The 15,595-nt window shown below is 55.5% G+C and carries 11 protein-coding genes; 7 read left to right on the forward strand and 4 right to left on the reverse strand.

Annotated features, from left to right (window positions below; translation table 11 throughout):
• The 3 genes from EGT74_RS04420 to EGT74_RS04430 all read left to right on the forward strand — a co-directional run bounded on the left by EGT74_RS04420 (nt 1) and on the right by EGT74_RS04430 (nt 3,603).
• Complete coding sequence (locus tag EGT74_RS04420) at nt 1-1,281, forward strand: sugar MFS transporter (protein WP_123845319.1); 1,281 nt, start codon at nt 1-3, stop codon at nt 1,279-1,281.
• 9 nt (nt 1,282-1,290) lie between these two features.
• The gene (locus EGT74_RS04425) at nt 1,291-2,148 is read left to right on the forward strand and encodes an N-acetylglucosamine kinase (protein ID WP_123845320.1); all 858 of its coding nucleotides are present in this window, start codon (nt 1,291-1,293) and stop codon (nt 2,146-2,148) included.
• Between the two features lie 231 nt (nt 2,149-2,379).
• Entirely contained in the window at nt 2,380-3,603 is a 1,224-nt protein-coding gene (locus EGT74_RS04430; protein ID WP_158618000.1) for a right-handed parallel beta-helix repeat-containing protein, read from the forward strand.
• Nucleotides 3,604-3,665: 62 nt separating this feature from the next.
• On the opposite strand, the gene EGT74_RS04435 is transcribed toward EGT74_RS04430, so the two are convergent.
• The 3 genes from EGT74_RS04435 to EGT74_RS04445 form a co-directional block, all read right to left on the reverse strand.
• Nucleotides 3,666-4,199: a DUF4240 domain-containing protein gene (locus EGT74_RS04435; protein WP_123845322.1), complete on the reverse strand. Its 534-nt coding sequence runs from the start codon at nt 4,197-4,199 to the stop codon at nt 3,666-3,668.
• Nucleotides 4,200-4,271: 72 nt separating this feature from the next.
• Nucleotides 4,272-4,598 (reverse strand): hypothetical protein, encoded by a 327-nt coding sequence (locus tag EGT74_RS04440; protein WP_123845323.1) that lies wholly within the window; start codon nt 4,596-4,598, stop codon nt 4,272-4,274.
• A gap of 13 nt (nt 4,599-4,611) precedes the next feature.
• Nucleotides 4,612-8,529 carry a glycosyl hydrolase gene (locus tag EGT74_RS04445; RefSeq protein ID WP_158618001.1) on the reverse strand — a complete coding sequence of 1,306 codons (3,918 nt, stop codon included), beginning with the start codon at nt 8,527-8,529 and terminating at the stop codon, nt 4,612-4,614.
• A gap of 204 nt (nt 8,530-8,733) precedes the next feature.
• Here EGT74_RS04445 and EGT74_RS04450 point away from each other — a divergent pair, with 204 nt between their 5' ends.
• Nucleotides 8,734-9,567, forward strand: coding sequence for a universal stress protein (locus EGT74_RS04450; protein WP_158618002.1), 834 nt, complete (start codon nt 8,734-8,736; stop codon nt 9,565-9,567).
• Nucleotides 9,568-9,670: 103 nt separating this feature from the next.
• Here EGT74_RS04450 and EGT74_RS04455 read toward each other — a convergent pair whose 3' ends face one another.
• Entirely contained in the window at nt 9,671-11,494 is a 1,824-nt protein-coding gene (locus EGT74_RS04455; protein WP_123845326.1) for a glycoside hydrolase family 97 protein, read from the reverse strand.
• Between the two features lie 236 nt (nt 11,495-11,730).
• On the opposite strand from EGT74_RS04455, the gene EGT74_RS04460 reads away from it, so the two are divergent.
• From EGT74_RS04460 to EGT74_RS04470, 3 genes are all read left to right on the forward strand, one after another.
• On the forward strand, nt 11,731-13,050 hold the full coding sequence (locus EGT74_RS04460) for a serine hydrolase domain-containing protein (protein ID WP_123845327.1): 1,320 nt from the start codon (nt 11,731-11,733) through the stop codon (nt 13,048-13,050).
• Between the two features lie 22 nt (nt 13,051-13,072).
• A complete protein-coding gene (locus EGT74_RS04465) occupies nt 13,073-13,408 on the forward strand; it encodes a potassium transporter KefB (protein ID WP_123845328.1) in 336 nt (111 codons plus the stop codon).
• A 278-nt stretch (nt 13,409-13,686) separates the two neighbouring features.
• Complete coding sequence (locus EGT74_RS04470; protein ID WP_123845329.1) at nt 13,687-15,594, forward strand: histidine kinase; 1,908 nt, start codon at nt 13,687-13,689, stop codon at nt 15,592-15,594.
• Nucleotide 15,595: the final 1 nt, after the last annotated feature.

The following is a 15,595-nucleotide window of genomic DNA, read 5'->3' on the forward strand; positions in this document are numbered from 1 at the left end:
ATGCCGCAATCTTCCGTTTCCATCACGGGCGCCGCACCTGCCCGCCTGCATCCGCTGATCATCATCGGCGCGCTGTTTTTCATTTTCGGGTTTGTGACCTGGCTGAGCTCCGTGCTGATCCCCTACCTGCAAATAGCCTGCGAGCTCACCAGCTTTCAATCGTACCTGGTGGCGTTTGCGTTTTACATTTCGTATTTCGTGATGGCGACACCTTCCGCGTGGTTATTGAAAATAACCGGGTATAAAAACGGGATGTCGGCCGGGCTGTTACTGGTAGCTGCCGGCTCCCTGCTCTTCCTGCCTGCCGCCATGTACCGGCAATACATCGTTTTCCTGACGGGCCTGTTTGTGCAGGGTGCGGGGCTGGCGGTATTGCAAACCGCTTCCAATCCGTATGTGACCATCCTCGGACCCGTGGAAAGCGCGGCCCGGAGAATGAGCATCATGGGCATCTGTAATGGCATAGCCGGCATTGTGGCGCCCCTGATACTGGGCGCCATCATCCTGAACGATGTGGATACGCTGACGGCCGATCTGCAGCTGATGACTGCCGCGCAAAAAACAATGGCGCTGGATGCACTGGCGGAGAAAGTGATGATGCCGTACATGGTGATCACCGCATTGCTGGTGATACTGGCGGTACTCATTTACCGTTCGCCGCTGCCGGAAATTTCGCCGGAAGAAGAAGACGCGCCGGCTGAACGTGGCGGTGTTTTCCGTTTTCCCTATCTCCTGCTGGGTGTGTTCACGCTTTTTTTGTACGTTGGCGTGGAAGTGATCGCAGGCAACACCATTATCAGTTATGGCGCTTACCAGGGCATTAAAATGTCGACGGCGCGTTTTTTCACGTCGTTCACATTGCTCGCCATGCTGGTGGGTTACCTGGCCGGCATCATCCTGATACCGCGTTACCTCAGCCAGCAGGCGGCATTGAAGTATTCGGCGCTGATGGGCATCGTGTTTGCGCTAGGGGCCATCTTTACCAGCGGTTATACCTCGGTATTGTTCATTGCGCTGCTGGGACTGGCCAATTCACTGATGTACCCGGCCATCTGGCCGCTTTCCATCCATGGCCTGGGCCGGTTCACCAACGCCGGCGCATCCTTGCTGGTAATGGCCATCAGCGGCGGAGCCGTGTTGCCGCTGCTATACGGCAGGCTGGCGGACCGTTTTAACGAACAACAGGCGTATTGGCTGGTCATTCCCTGTTATGCCGTGATCGGATTCTTTGCCGTAAAAGGGCACCTCATCGGGCGCAAAAAAGATCTGTCCACTTTCTAAAAGAAAAACATGTTACTGATAGCAGATAGCGGCTCCACAAAAACAGACTGGTGCCTGGTGAACAACGAAGGCACGGAAACCTATTTCAGCACCGAAGGGTACAACCCCTATTTTATGTCGGGGGAATACATTGCCCACTCCATCCAAAGCAGCTTCCCTGCCTATGCTGCCCCGGCTCTCATCAGCCGGCTGCATTTTTACGGCGCGGGCTGCCAGGACGACAAGGCCGGTGAAATGGAACAGATGCTGCGCAAACTCTTTGACCGGGCCACGCATGTGTCCGCGGAAGTAGACCTGCTGGCCGCCGCCCGCGGCCTGCTGAGCGACGAGCCGGGTTTTGCCGCCATACTGGGCACCGGTACGAACACCTGTCTTTACGACGGCCATGCCATTACCCACAACATCGACTCGCTGGGCTTCATGCTCGGCGACGAAGGCAGCGGCGCCGCCATCGGCAAAAAAATACTCTCGGATTTCCTGCGGCATAAAATGCCGGCCGCAGTGCGGCGTTTGTTTGTGGAGACGTATGGGCTGAGTGAGGAAGTCGTGATGCACAAAGTGTACAAAGAACCTATGCCGAACCGCTTCTGTGCTGGCTTCACCAGGTTCCTCAACCAGCCCGGCACGGACAGCGACTACGCGCACGCCGTGCTGCATACCGCTTTTACGGAGTTCTTCACCAACCTCGTCAGCTGTTATCCCGGTTACGACGGATACTCATTTAACTGCGTAGGCTCCGTCGGTTATCACTTCCGCGACATCATCACCGAAATTGCCGCCGGCTTCAACATGCGCACCCGCGTCATCATTCCCGACCTGATCAGCCACCTGGTGAAACATCACCGCAAAGCGGTGATTACCGGGTAGGAGGTATCGTTGCCTACCGGTTGTACTCCCCGGCACAGATCCGCCAGAACGAACTGCCCCAAGCTGGGTATTATTTCAATTTCACGAGATGCCGGCGTTGTTCTTCATTGAGGTCGTGAATATCTATCACCTCCAATGCCACGCCCTGCCTGTGCTCTTTCCACCGGCAAGGCTGCCCTACCGGCAGAAGAAACGTTTTTTTGCATTACTTTTAAGCAAATGCCTGCCCTTATGCGCCTGCTTTGCATCCTGTTGCCGCTTCTCTGTCTGCATGTTTTTTCGTCAGCCAACGTGCTGCACACCGGTCACGGGCAGCCATATCCTGATCTGACCGTCGCGGCGAAGGCCGCCGTTCCCGGCGACACCATTCTGCTGCACAACGGCACTCATGCCGGCGACCAATCGTTACAGGGCCTGCAAGGCAAACCCGATCGCTGGATATACCTACTCGCAGAAAAAAACGGCGATGTGTTGTTCAAGGGAGGAACCTCGGCGTGGCGGGGCAGCGATATCGCCTACCTGCACATCGAAGGCATGGTATTCACAGGGCAAACGGGCAACGGCCTCAACCTCGACGATGGCGGCACTTACGCCTCCCCCTCGCATCACATCGTGTTCCGGCATTGTATTTTCCGCGACATGGCCGCTACCGGCAACAACGACCTGCTGAAATTATCCGGCGCGAACGATCTCACCATCGAAGAATGCACCTTCCTGAACGGCTCACCGGGCGGCAGCGGCATCGATATGGTGGGCTGCCACAACAGCCTCATCCGCCGGTGCCGGTTTGAAAACATGGGCGCCAATGCGGTGCAGATGAAAGGCGGCAGCAGCAATATCTTCGTAGAGGCATGTGTGTTTAAAAATGCAGGCAGCAGGGCCATCAACCTGGGCGGCAGCACGGGCACCGCGTTTTTCAGGCCGGCCAATGCCGCCTGGGAAGCGGAAGGCCTGAAAGTTCACAGCAATGTATTCATCGGGTCGGAGGTGCCGGTTGCTTTTGTAGGATGCACCCGTTCGGAAGTGGTCAACAACACCATCTATAAACCCGGCAGGTGGGTGATCCGCATCTTGCAGGAAAACAAGGATACGGCCCGTTTCGGGAAATGCGGCAACAATACCTTCCGCAACAATATCATCTGTTTCGACGAGCAGGTGCGCACGGCCTGCAGCACAGGCCCGGGTACCGCAGCGGAAAGTTTTACGTTTTCCAACAACCTCTGGTTCCATACCGGCGACAGTGCATGGCCGGGGCCACAATTACCGGCGCATGAAAAAAGCACATTGACAGGGAAGGATCCGCTGTTCAGGGATACGGCGAAGGAAGATTTTTCCATTAAAGCCGGCAGTCCTGCTGCGGGTGCGGGTTTTGCTGTGCAGCATCCGGAAAAGGATCATGCGGGCACGCGATTCAAATCCAACAGAGCGATTGGCGCTTTTGAAGTGAAACAATAACCGGCTGCGGGGCGATCTTCCTGAAAATCCAACCGGTTCCGGCAGCTGCCGCTTCAATACCCTCAATGAAACTTAGCCCACAATCTTGGATATAAGACAGGCAACTGGTCTTCCGTCCAGTCCGTTCCTTTTGTAGGCGGGGTATTAAAATCATAATCATATCCCTTGTACAAAGCAATGGCTCTCGGGCAGCTATCATCCTCCTCTTCTTTACCTGTCTTTTTCAAGAAGGCCGTGGTTGTCACATACATCAGTTCCTCGAAGTCCGCCACCGTTCCTTCATGCACCACATCGGCAAGAATATCGGGGTTTTGCAAGGCTTCCCGGAATGTGCTTTCACCCAGCCCGATGAGCCAGCAGCGAAAGTACAGGTAGGAATCGTCCGATACATAGCCGTCGATTATTTTCTGGGCGCCCAGGATCTTGAAGTCGTCTGCTGCTATCACCAGCTGCCGGAAAATAATCTCGAACTCAATCATCTGTTCGATCGTGTAACTGTCCAGCATTTCCGTGATGATATTGCTTTGTAAGGAGGTGTCCAGCTTCGATTCAACAGCCGAACGGTCGATTATTTTCCAGAATTCCTGTTCGTTCATTTCTTTTAGGTTTTTCGTTACGACATGACAGCGTTCAAACACCCGGAATTTAACGAATAATTTTGAACGTAATTATTGCTGCGTATCATTCCTCTGCCGCTCTCTCAGCGCCACCATGCTTTCCGCCAGCAACGCCAATACCGGTTGTGTGGCCACCACGTTAAAACTCCAGATGTCATCCGTGATAAAAACGAAGTTGCCGCCAAAGCTGTAGATATAATCCCCTCCTTCTATCCCGACGATCCAGGTTTCTTTTTTCAGATCGGGATACGTTGCCAGCACATCCCGGCAATATTTCCTGACGGCATCGTCGTCCCAGGATTCATCCAGCATGGCGCCGAGGTTCCCCTCTTCGCGCAGGCCATACATGGCCAGCATTTCATTGATCTTATTTGTCATAATACAAACGGGCTTATTGCGCGGTTGCCGGAAGCTGCAGTTCCCATGCGGTGATCAATCGCACCGGCCCGAGCAAGCCGGCTTCCAGTAAAGGGTCTTCCGGTTTATAATTATTCCAGGTAGCGAACGTAACGCGCCGGCCGGGGTTACTTTTGTTCTGCACGAACCATTCCGGCATTGTTGCAATGTAATGAGACGGCGTGTAAGCATTCTCTGCCGGCAGCTGCTCATCGCCGATCTGGCGGTTGGGCCAGAGCGTGGCTACCTGTATGCTCATGCTGTTGTCGCCCGCTCTGATGAAGGACGTAATATCGATGCGATAAGGCTCTTTCCAGCACATGCCTGCTTTTTTCCCATTGATGCTGACATCGGCGAGTACCTCCACCCTGCCCAGGTCGAGAAACACCCGCTTGCCTTTCTGTAGAGCGACGGGTGTGATGTGGAACTGCTTTTTATAGGTTACCACTCCCGCAAAGTGACGCACGTTAAAATCGGTATGGCGGTGCAGCGATATCAGTTCCGGCAGCCGCATGCTTGCCGGAGCGCCCCGCCCCGGCTCGAATTGCAATTGCCATGCGCCTTTCAGCGTTTGCACGGCGCATTTATCTTTTACGTTGATTTCATATCCGTCTACATGGTAATTCCCGTTCTGCCAGGCCAGTGCTTTGACACGCTTGCCCTGCCGGCGCAGCAGAAGGCCATCCGGCAATGCAGGAGCCGGCAGTTTAGCGGCATACAGCGCCGCTATCTTCTCAGGACCAAGCGCTTCGCGGTGCAGCGCCGGTTCGGTGGCATTCCCTTCAAAAACGCTGGAATGCAATTCACCGGTGGGTTTGGTGCCAAGGCCCGGAATCACTTTGTATTCACCCGCAACGCCGCGGCCTGCCAGTTTACCGTTGATGTACAGGGCGGGTATTCCATCGTGATATACCGCCACCACGTGCGTCCAGCCGGAAACGGGCTGATACACGGCCACCACGTCTTTCGAGAAATAGGCGGCGCCTTTCGTACGCTCGCAGATGCGGATAACGTTCTGGCCCGCGGCGATACCCGCGCAGGCATATCCCTTGCCGTAGACCTGCTCCCCTTCGGGCGGATACACCACGTATCCTTTGCCCGGCATGGCATAAGTATCCGGTTTGATCCATACTTCTATCGAAAATGTCTGCTGCACCTGCGCCCAGTAATCCGCAGCCGGTACAGCAGCGGGCAGCGCGGAACAAAGCAGTTCGCCGTTTTGGGTCAACGCTTCGATGCCTTTACCCGGCAATGGCTTCCGGAATACCACCAGCCACGAGCCGGTAGGTGTAAACTCCAGCGGCACACGGATGCCGTTGTCGGTAGGCTGGTACATCGCCGCTTCCGTGATGCTGCCGTCTTCCGCGTTCCACAGCTCGGGCAACATGCCTTTTATCCTGAATTCAGCGATGACGCGCTCATGGCGGCGCAGGCGGTTACTCACAAAATAAATATCGGCATCCGCCGTGCGGCGGTGCGTGAAACGGATGGCCGCATCTCGCCTTACCGACGTGTATCTGAAATCCGGCGGCAGCTGTACGATGTCGGCCAACAACTTATTCCTGTATAGGGTCCCTTTGCCCAATTTGCGTTCCTTCACTTTGATGCCGTCCAGGTCTCCCCAGATCTCATCGGCCAGCGCGCGCAGGGCGGCTGCGTCGCCGCTAAGGCCCGGCGGGGATTCGGGTTTTTCATTGACGGCCAGCAGCATGCCGGCTTCCACCAGCTCTTTCAGTCTTTGCAGCACGGGCAGCGATACCTTCCGCAGCTGGATCATCACCATTACATTGTACGTCATGCCATCTGGGAAAACGATCCGGTGGTCGCGGATTTGAATATCCTGGAACAGCGCATCCGGCCCGATTACATCGGCGCCATAGCCGGTGGGGCTGTTCGGCATTACGTGATCTATGTCCGGGATAGATGCGGCGGATTCTTCTCCTTTGAAGAATACAAAGTCCGCCGCGTAATGCCCCTGCTGCAACATGTACTGCGTGCGGGTTAGGTAGCTGGTCCAGCCATGGGTGAAAGCGGCCCAGGTATTGGTCCTGTCGAAGTGCGATCCGAAAGGGCCCATACAAAAGCCGGGCAGGCCGTGCGCATATGGCTGATGCACCATCACGGACAACATCAGCTGGTTGATGCCGAGCGAATAAAAATGATCGCCCTGCACTTTGAGGGCGTAGGGGTATTCCGTCCACCGCGATGTTTCCGGCAGGCCGGTGAACGCTTCCGCGCCGATCACGCGTTTGCCGGCGGTATGGCCCGCGGAGAGCGCCACGCCGATGCTATTCATGGTGCCGGGCGCGTAACGCGTCCAGAATTCGCCCATCGGCAAATCCATCGACTGCGAAATCTGCAGGCTGTCAAACATCCCGTCGCCATACGGCTCGCCCCACAACTGCCAGCCTTTGGCGTTGCAATGGGTCTTAAAACCCGCGTAGTATTCTTTAGCCACCAGGGTTGCCTGCGTGCGCCTGAAGTCGAACAGGAAGGCGTTGGTAGCCTCCGCATTGCCGACGATGCGGCCGGTCAGGGCAGGCAGCCATTGGGAGATGGCGTAGTCATGCTGTTGAAGAAAAGCTTCCGGCATGCGCTGCGTCCAGTTTTGCACGCCCACTTCCCAGCTGTCGATCAGCAGGCCCCGGCAGGATGGATAGCGTTGTAACGCGTTGAAGAGGTATTCGTCCATATGCCGGAACCAACCGTCTACCGCATCACGACTGAATTTGTCCAGCTCCAGCCCTACCGCCGCATCGGGTTGCGAGGCGCCAAGCTGACCGGTGGCGGTATGGCCGATGCGCAGGATGGTCCAGTGGCCGGAAGGTGGCTCCCACTGCAGTGTGCCGTTGGGTTGCAAAAGATTCGTCAGATCCAGCACCTGTTTTTTATCGATGCCCTCATCCGCCGTTGCCGTGGTTACGCTTTCCGCCACATGCTGGTAAAAATTGGCTTTGCCCGGCCAGTTGGTTACCGCCGCATGTGCATGCCATTGCACTTCGGATAACCAGGTGCTGATGTTGGTGCGCAGGCGGAAGAATTTTGTTTTCACTGCGGGAAAAACCGCCGCGCCGGGCGCATTCATTTTACGCAGCTGCGGCATCACGATGGTGCATACCGTGGAATAATTTATCCCGTCCGGAGCGCTTTCCAGCTGGAAGGTAGGCGGACTGTCGGGCGGGCCGTCGTACACATCCCGCGGCACTTCCGGCTTGCGCCAGATCGTGACGGACTGAAAGGCGCCCTCTTCCGCAAACTCAAAAACGATATCACCCGTTTTCTCCAGCCGCAGGGCCGTTTCAGGATCCTGGTCGAAGCAGGCATCCGGTTGTTCTTCCTTCCCGTTCAGCATCAGTTTCCGCAATGCCGGCACAGGTAGTTCAGGAAAGGCCACCACGGCGATATCGCGATAATAACCCAGCTTGGTGAAAGGCGGGGGGATGGAATATTCCTTTTGGCCCGGCGCCGCTTTCACGGTACGCCAAACCAGCTGCTGCATGCTCTGCTGCGGCTGAACGAACGAACCGCCCGTACCGGAGAAACCCGCTGAATTGTGTATCATGATCTGCAGCTGCAACCGCTGCGCTTCCTGCATCGTATACAGCATCAGGCTGCGCCATTGCGTGCCGCCCATATCTACCGGGCCACGCGGCACGGCGCCTTCCGTATTGAAGAGCAACGCGCCGCCGAGGCCCATTTGCCGCATCGCCTCCAGGTCTTTGCGGATGCCTTCTTCCGTCACGTGCCCGTTGAGCCAGATCCACAGCACCTGCGGGCGGCAGTGGGCGGGTGGGCGTAAAAACCCCGCCTCGTTCAGTACTTCCGCTGCATTACCCCCACGGCTCAACGCCGGCCATACCAACATACCCGTTGCAGTGATCAGTGTATTCTTCAGGAAATCCCTTCTTTGCATAAAAGCCATCTTGTTGAAAAGCTATGACAAGATAGTGAATTTAGCGCGGTGGCTTTTCAGGAAAAGGCCGTTGCCAGATCTGACGCCCGGTGTGAGCGGCCCGTCCATTCGTACTATCGGGAATTGTTCTGTTGCCGCTTCAAAAAACCGGCCCGGATGTACGATGATGGCATAATTATTTCGGCTATTTCCCTAAAACGGATCATGAAATCACTGCTGATACTGACCGATTTTTCCGAAGCCGCCTTCCGTGCGGCGGAATATGCCTGCGGAATAGCACCATTGCTGCAGGTGGACCGGTTCATTCTTTACCACGCCTACCAGACCTACGTGGGTGGAACGGAAATACCCATTATCGAAGACAGCCACGAGGTGTACCTGGCCAGCATGGAGTCCCTGGGCCTGCAGCACGACCGGCTCAGCACCCTGGCCGGCCCTGGCGTAAAGATCGAAATGATGGCCAGGGAAGGCTTACTCACCGATACGATTGCCGCCTACGCGGAGCAGGAAAACATTGCCGCCATTGTAATGGGCGTGTCAGGAAAGTCCGGCCTGGAGGCGTTGCTCCTGGGCAGCGTCACGGCGGAGATACTGAAAACAAGCACCGTACCCGTGCTGGTGGTACCGGGAGACGCGCTGGTGGGCAGGCCTGTTAAAACCGTGGTTTTTGCCACCGATCTGAAAGATGTGAATCACCTGTCGGCCGCCCGGCTGGATGATTTTCTAGGTGCTTTCAAGGCCCAATTGTATATCGTGAATGTAGGCGGGGAAACGGACGAAAAATACAGGCCGGAAACCTTCGAAGCCATCACCGACCTGCACCGCCTGCTGGAAAAATACAATCCGACTTTCGGGTATATCAGCCGGGATGATGTGGTGGATGGGATACTGAGCTACGCGAAAGAACGGCAGGCTTCGATGATCATTTCCGTTCCGAAAAAACACGGTGGTTTTTCCGCCCTTTTCCATAAAAGCATTTCTAAAAAACTGGCGTACAACTCCAACGTGCCGCTGCTGTTTCTGCCGGGTCTGGAATGACATGCTGCCGCCATATGGATGCCTGTTAAGGTTCCACACTTTGTAGACTTTATGTCTCATTCAACCGGCACCGCCATATCCTTTGCAAGAATCAATGAACCACTTACCGCGTCAGCCGGATCACCAGGCCGCCCGTGGGCGGTATGGTAAACCTTACCGTTTCCCCGTTACCGATATTTCTTTCCTGCACTACAAAACCATCGCCGTCGCTTACTATCAGGGCCTTATGATTTTTACGCGGCAGAAAATCCGGGCGTAAGGTAAACGCCTGCGGCTGATCCGTTCCGTTGATCACAGACACATACCACTCTTTCCCTTTCCGCTTTGCAAGGGCCGCCAGCTTTCCGATCTCGCTTCCTTCCAGCACCCGGGTTTCATCCCAGGTAACCGGCAGGGTTTGCAGCAGCGGAATGACCGGCGCGTACAACGGATCATTCACAATCGTGACGGGGCTTTCAGCCATACATTGGAACGGGGAATTGAAGAGATACATCAACGCCAGCTGATGCGTATAAGTGGTGGGGCCTTTGTTGGTGAAGAAGCCCGGTGTATAATCGCCATGGCCGCATAGCAACCTGGTGAACGGCAGCGCGGCGTTGTGCCAGGCCGGTACCGGTTCGTTCATGTTATTCAGCTCCAGGCCCCTGATGCCTTCCCTCGTCATCTCATTCGGATAGGTAATACTTTCGCCCGTCGGAGCGTGGCATCCGTGGAAATTCACCATCAGCTTCCGGATGGCCGTGGCCTTCAGAAAACCGATCTCGAAATCCACCAGTTCTTTCGCCTCGCTGTTCATAAAATCCGTTTTGACGCCAGCAACCCCGCACAGCACGAGGCTGTCGAGGAAACCATCCCTTTGTCGGGGTTCGCGCAGCCATTTGGAATCGCGCCACACCCACACCTTCACCTGTTTTTTCGCCGCGTATGCACAGATATCCTTCAGCTGCGTCCATTTATCGGGCCACACCGTTTCCCAGCCTTCGTCGAGCAGGGTATAATTGAATTTCAGTGTGGCGGCGGCATCGATGAAGCGTTTTTCTTCATCCGGCTGCATGTAGTTGTTTTTTCTTGTGATCCAGCTCCAGACGGCCTTTCCCGGCTGAATATAAGACACGTCGCCGTACAGGGATTTATCGGGGCGGGGATTCAATGCCGCTATCATCCCGTTATTCACCAGGCTGTTCAGGTCTTCCGCATACATCACGACCCTCCACGGCGAAAAACTGCCGCCCTGCACCTCGAATCCCTGTTCGCCTTCCGTGAAATTCACCTGTACGGTGCGGTGGCCGGTAGCTTCCAGCCGCATGCCGCTGTAATCGTAGAGCGCGGCTTCGGTGATGACCATGTAACTTTTATCGGACAGCTGCATCACCAGCGGCTTGCCCTGCACCGGGCCGGAGGACGAAATAACGGGCAGGCTGTCGACAGCCGTATGCGTCCACCACCCGGCGTACGACTTTAATTTCCAGGCGCTGTTCCGTTCGAAGAACCATACGCGGGAGGAGGCGGGTATCGTAAATACCGTGCGTTCTTTCCTGATTCTTTTTGGCCCTTCGCCCGGCAGCCTGTACCGGAATGCGCAACCGTCTTTGAACAGGCGGAACTCGATCCCGAACGAATACGTCGCGCCTTTTACGGCTACCTCGTATATACGGCTGTTGCTGGTGGCGGATTGGCGGATGAGGGAGATGCCGCTCACGCTGCTGCCCAGCTCTGCGTCGTGCAACACCACCCCGGCGGCAGACGGCCCGACGAGCGTTTTGTTGCCCGCTGCCGCCGACCAGGTTAACCGGCCATTTTGCACCGATAATTGTGCGGATATCTTTCCGGAAGGATCGTGGAATTGAAGTGTTTGCTGCGCCTGTACCTGAAACGCGATGAGCTGCGCCACGAGGAACTGCGCCATGAAGTGGAATTTAACGTGCATCCTCAAATTTAAGGCGTGCGTCCATAGATGGTCTGCGCCCCTGCCTGCAATTGCGTTGGGAACATTCCCTTTTTACGGGAAGGTTCCCAGGGTGATGGATGTGATATAATATTCTCAATTAAATACTTTGAAATACAAAGTACTTTTCATTACCTTTGAACTACAAAGCACTTTAAGAGCGGAATTATTCCTTCAGGCCGGACACCTCATACACTGCACCTTCAATCTCTACAATAATGAGTATTAAAACATTATGCCTCGGCTTATTGATACTGGCATACTGCATCCCGGGCTACACCCAGGCGCCGGACACGGCCAAACTCAACCGTTTCTTTGACCGGCTGGCAGAGAAGAACAAGGCCATGGGCACCCTTTGTATCGTCAAAGACGGGAAAGTACAGTACAGCCGTTCCATCGGTTACAGCCGTATCTCCGCAGATGGAAAGATACCCGCCTCGGCCACCACGAGGTACCGCATCGGGTCGGTCACGAAAATGTTCACCGCCACGATGATCTTCCAGCTGGCTGAAAAGAACCGGTTGAAACTGAGCGACACGCTGGGGAAGTATTTCCCGCAGATGCCGAATGCCGGGAAGATCACCATTGCTCACATCCTGGGGCACCGGAGCGGCCTTCCTCCCATCTACGCTGACAGGGAGTCCAGGCTGCCGAAAACGGTCCCCCGAACGAAAGAAGAGATGCTGGCATCGATGGCGAAGGGAACACCGGAATTTGAGCCGGGTGCGAGGTATGCTTACAGCAACGCCGGGTATTTCCTGCTGGGCTGCCTGATCGAAAAACTGACCGGCGAGCCGTATGAGAAAACACTGCAGGAACAGATCACTGGAAAGATCGGGCTGCACGACACCTACCCCGCCGGTACCACCGCAGATAACCGCGAAAGCGCATCCTTCCACTATATCTCCGAATGGCAAAACGGGCCGGAAACGCACCCCAGCATCCTCTTCGGCGCCGGCTTCCTGGTGTCTACCCCGCCGGACCTTGCAAAATTCATCCGGGCCCTCTTCGACGGCCAACTCATCTCCCGGAGCGATCTTAACCGGATGATACAGGAAAGATCGGGCATCGACACTTTCCAGTTCGCGGGGAAAACCTATTATGGCCACACCGGCGGGGTAGATGGTTTCGGCGCCTGGCTGGCCTACCTTCCGGAGGAAAAACTGGCTTTGGCTTATGCGACGAACGGCAAGGTGTACCCGGTCGGCAACATCATGAACGGCATCACGGATATCTACGGCAACAGGCCTTTTACAATCCCCTCTTTTGAGCCCTTCGCCGTGAGCATAGACGTGCTGGATAAATACGTAGGCGTATATGGCACATCCGAGGCGCCCGTCAAGTTTACCATCACCCGCAACGGCGCCACGCTGTACGCACAGCCGCCGGGGCAAACATCCCCCTTCCCGCTGGAACCCACCGCTGTGGACAAATTCCGGCTCGAAGGCCCCGGGATAGTTTTTGAATTCGACCCCGCTAAAAAACAGATGATCGTAAAGCGCGGCGGTGGTCAGCGTGTATTCAACAAAGAAAATTAACTCACGTCAAATATATCGCAAGATGTCAACTCAAAACAGTTCAACAACAAAATCGATCCGTACCGCTTCACTGGTGAAACGCATGCTGATCGGCGCAGCGATCGCACTGGTGCTGATCGCGCTTTTCGTGCTGCCGGTCGAAGGCAAACCTGAGTGGGGGAACTTCTGGAAGGTGCGGCCGCTCATCATCGTTCCTTTAGCGGGTGCGGCAGGCGGCGCATGTTCTTATTTCCTCGAATACCTGTTCGGCGAAGGCGGGCGAAGGAAAGCACTCATCGTCATTGTAAGCGTGGTGATCTATATCATCGGCCTCTGGATGGGAACGGTGCTGGGGCTCGACGGAACATTGTGGGATTAAGGAGGTTTGAACGCGAACGCCATCTTCAGTAAAACGCCCTGCTTCCGCAAGCCCCTATCGGAGCATCCGAATCAGGATTTGCCTCACTGTTCCCGCGCCGGAACAACCTTATTCGTATGATTGGTGTCCCCTCCCTGGATGCAGCCGTCGGCTGAGGAAACCCCGTTACGGATATGGACTGGAACCCGCCGGATATTTGCCCGGTTGATTAGTTTTGGCCCCCATTGACTTTTTATAGCTTTTTTTCCGTTTTTTCGCTGGATTAATTCGATACGCGCATGAATGGAAGATTTGCTTCCGCTGTATGGGGACTTTTAATATCGGTGCTGGCCGTTTCCTGCGGGGAAAGAACGAAAACGCCGGACCAGGAACAACGCCGGGCGGCTACGCTGCAGAACAGGGACTACCTCCCGGTGATCCTGGCCATGGACACCTTGTCCTTTGCCGACTACCGGAAAGCGATTTACCGGGAAGACAGCCTGCTGCGGCACCAGGCCGACAGCGCCAACCCATATGCGCATTTTTTCCGCGCGCGCCGGTACGTCCTGGAAAATCAGTTCGACAGCGCCCGGATGGAATACGAAAAAATGGCGGGCGACAGCACCGGCGAAATAGCGCAACTCAAGCGCTACGGCCTGCTGGCACTGGACACCCGGAGCGGCAGGGTCGTGGACGGCGTCGTCATGGACAGGCTGCTGTCCTCCGTCAAAACGGCGGAACGGCTCCACAGCAAACTCACCTACAAATTTTACGACCTGGTGGCCAGATCCTACTACCAGAACGAGAATGAAAAGGAATCCCTCGATTATTCCGCCCGTTACTTCAAACACCATCCGTATCAATCCCACCCGGTCATCCAGCAGCGGTACTATGATATTTCTTTCCTGTTGTCCGCCAGAATGGGCGACGCGGATAAAATGGCGGATTTCAATAGCAAGGCCCGCCGCCTGGCGGAACATATCGGGGACAGCCTGGCGATCGCCCGTACTTTCGACAACGACGCCCAGATCTACGCAAAACGGGGACAGTTCGACAAAACGCTTGCCAGCAGCAGGCTGTATTATGAATACCTGAAGCGCACGAACAACATGAACGAAACCGCCCCGAACAACCTGGGGAACAGCCTTTTGAAAAATAACCTGCCAGACTCGGCCATACCCTATTTCAGGGAAGCCATCGCACTTTCCCAAAAAAATAGCGGTGGTCTGATGCATCCTTCGTACCTCAAAGGGCTGGTGGAATCGTATAAAAAGAAAAAAGATTACGAATTCGCCCTGGAGATGATCGATTCCGCTTATGGCGTGGAGATCAAGCGCATCCGGGAAATTGAGGCGGTCAGAATTGCGGACATCGAGAAAAAATACGAAGCGGAGAAAAAAGACCAGAGCATCGCCGAATTGAACAGCCGCAATACCCTGAATGAAAAGATCATCCGGCAGCAGCGCTGGACGCTGGTGCTGGCATTCCTCGTGTTTGTGGGCGTGCTGTCTTTCTTCTACTTCATGCACCAGCAATACCGCCTCACCGAAAAGAACAAACTCCTGCAGTCTGAAAACCGCCGTCTGAACATGGAGCACAAGCTGCTGCAGGCGCAGCTGAACCCGCATTTTATCTTCAACTCGGTAGCCAACCTGCAAAGCCTCATCGCCACCGGTGACACGAAGGAATCGGTGCGTTACCTCTCCGCTTTCTCCGGCCTGTTGCGCAACGTACTGGAACAAAGCCGCCGCGATTTTATCAGCCTGGAGGAAGAAATCGTTTCCCTCGAACATTACCTGCAGCTGCAGCAGATGCGCTTCGCGGGCCTGTTCGACTACCGCATCAGCGTGGCGGAACAACTCCACCAGGACGATCTGCTGATCCCGCCCATGCTGGTACAGCCCTTCGTCGAGAACGCAATCGAGCACGGCTTCCGGAACATCGGCTACAAGGGGCTTTTGTCGGTATCCTTCCGCTCTGAAAACGGCCGGATGCTCATCACCGTAGACGATAACGGCACCGGGCTGGGCGCCAAAGTGGTCAACGGCCAGAAAAAACAATCCCTGGCCGGCACCATCCTGAAAGAACGCCTCGACGTACTGTTCAATTCCCGGGGCCAGGAAGCGAAATTCGAGATCGAAAACAAAAAGGAAAACGGGCGGCACGGTGTAACGGTACACATCGTTATCCCCGCCATTAAAGACTAAA

The organism is Chitinophaga lutea, assembly GCF_003813775.1.
In the GTDB taxonomy this organism is placed as follows: domain Bacteria; phylum Bacteroidota; class Bacteroidia; order Chitinophagales; family Chitinophagaceae; genus Chitinophaga; species Chitinophaga lutea.

What these genes read in the sequence shown, in the direction of transcription:
- EGT74_RS04470 (WP_123845329.1), top strand. Translation starts at nt 13,687, where the DNA reads ATGAATGGAAGATTTGCTTCCGCTGTATGGGGACTTTTAATATCGGTG.
- EGT74_RS04445 (WP_158618001.1), bottom strand. Translation starts at nt 8,529, where the DNA reads ATGCAAAGAAGGGATTTCCTGAAGAATACACTGATCACTGCAACGGGT.
- EGT74_RS04440 (WP_123845323.1), bottom strand. Translation starts at nt 4,598, where the DNA reads ATGACAAATAAGATCAATGAAATGCTGGCCATGTATGGCCTGCGCGAA.
- EGT74_RS04435 (WP_123845322.1), bottom strand. Translation starts at nt 4,199, where the DNA reads ATGAACGAACAGGAATTCTGGAAAATAATCGACCGTTCGGCTGTTGAA.
- EGT74_RS04460 (WP_123845327.1), top strand. Translation starts at nt 11,731, where the DNA reads ATGAGTATTAAAACATTATGCCTCGGCTTATTGATACTGGCATACTGC.
- EGT74_RS04465 (WP_123845328.1), top strand. Translation starts at nt 13,073, where the DNA reads ATGTCAACTCAAAACAGTTCAACAACAAAATCGATCCGTACCGCTTCA.
- EGT74_RS04455 (WP_123845326.1), bottom strand. Translation starts at nt 11,494, where the DNA reads ATGCACGTTAAATTCCACTTCATGGCGCAGTTCCTCGTGGCGCAGCTC.
- EGT74_RS04425 (WP_123845320.1), top strand. Translation starts at nt 1,291, where the DNA reads ATGTTACTGATAGCAGATAGCGGCTCCACAAAAACAGACTGGTGCCTG.
- EGT74_RS04430 (WP_158618000.1), top strand. Translation starts at nt 2,380, where the DNA reads ATGCGCCTGCTTTGCATCCTGTTGCCGCTTCTCTGTCTGCATGTTTTT.
- EGT74_RS04420 (WP_123845319.1), top strand. Translation starts at nt 1, where the DNA reads ATGCCGCAATCTTCCGTTTCCATCACGGGCGCCGCACCTGCCCGCCTG.
- EGT74_RS04450 (WP_158618002.1), top strand. Translation starts at nt 8,734, where the DNA reads ATGAAATCACTGCTGATACTGACCGATTTTTCCGAAGCCGCCTTCCGT.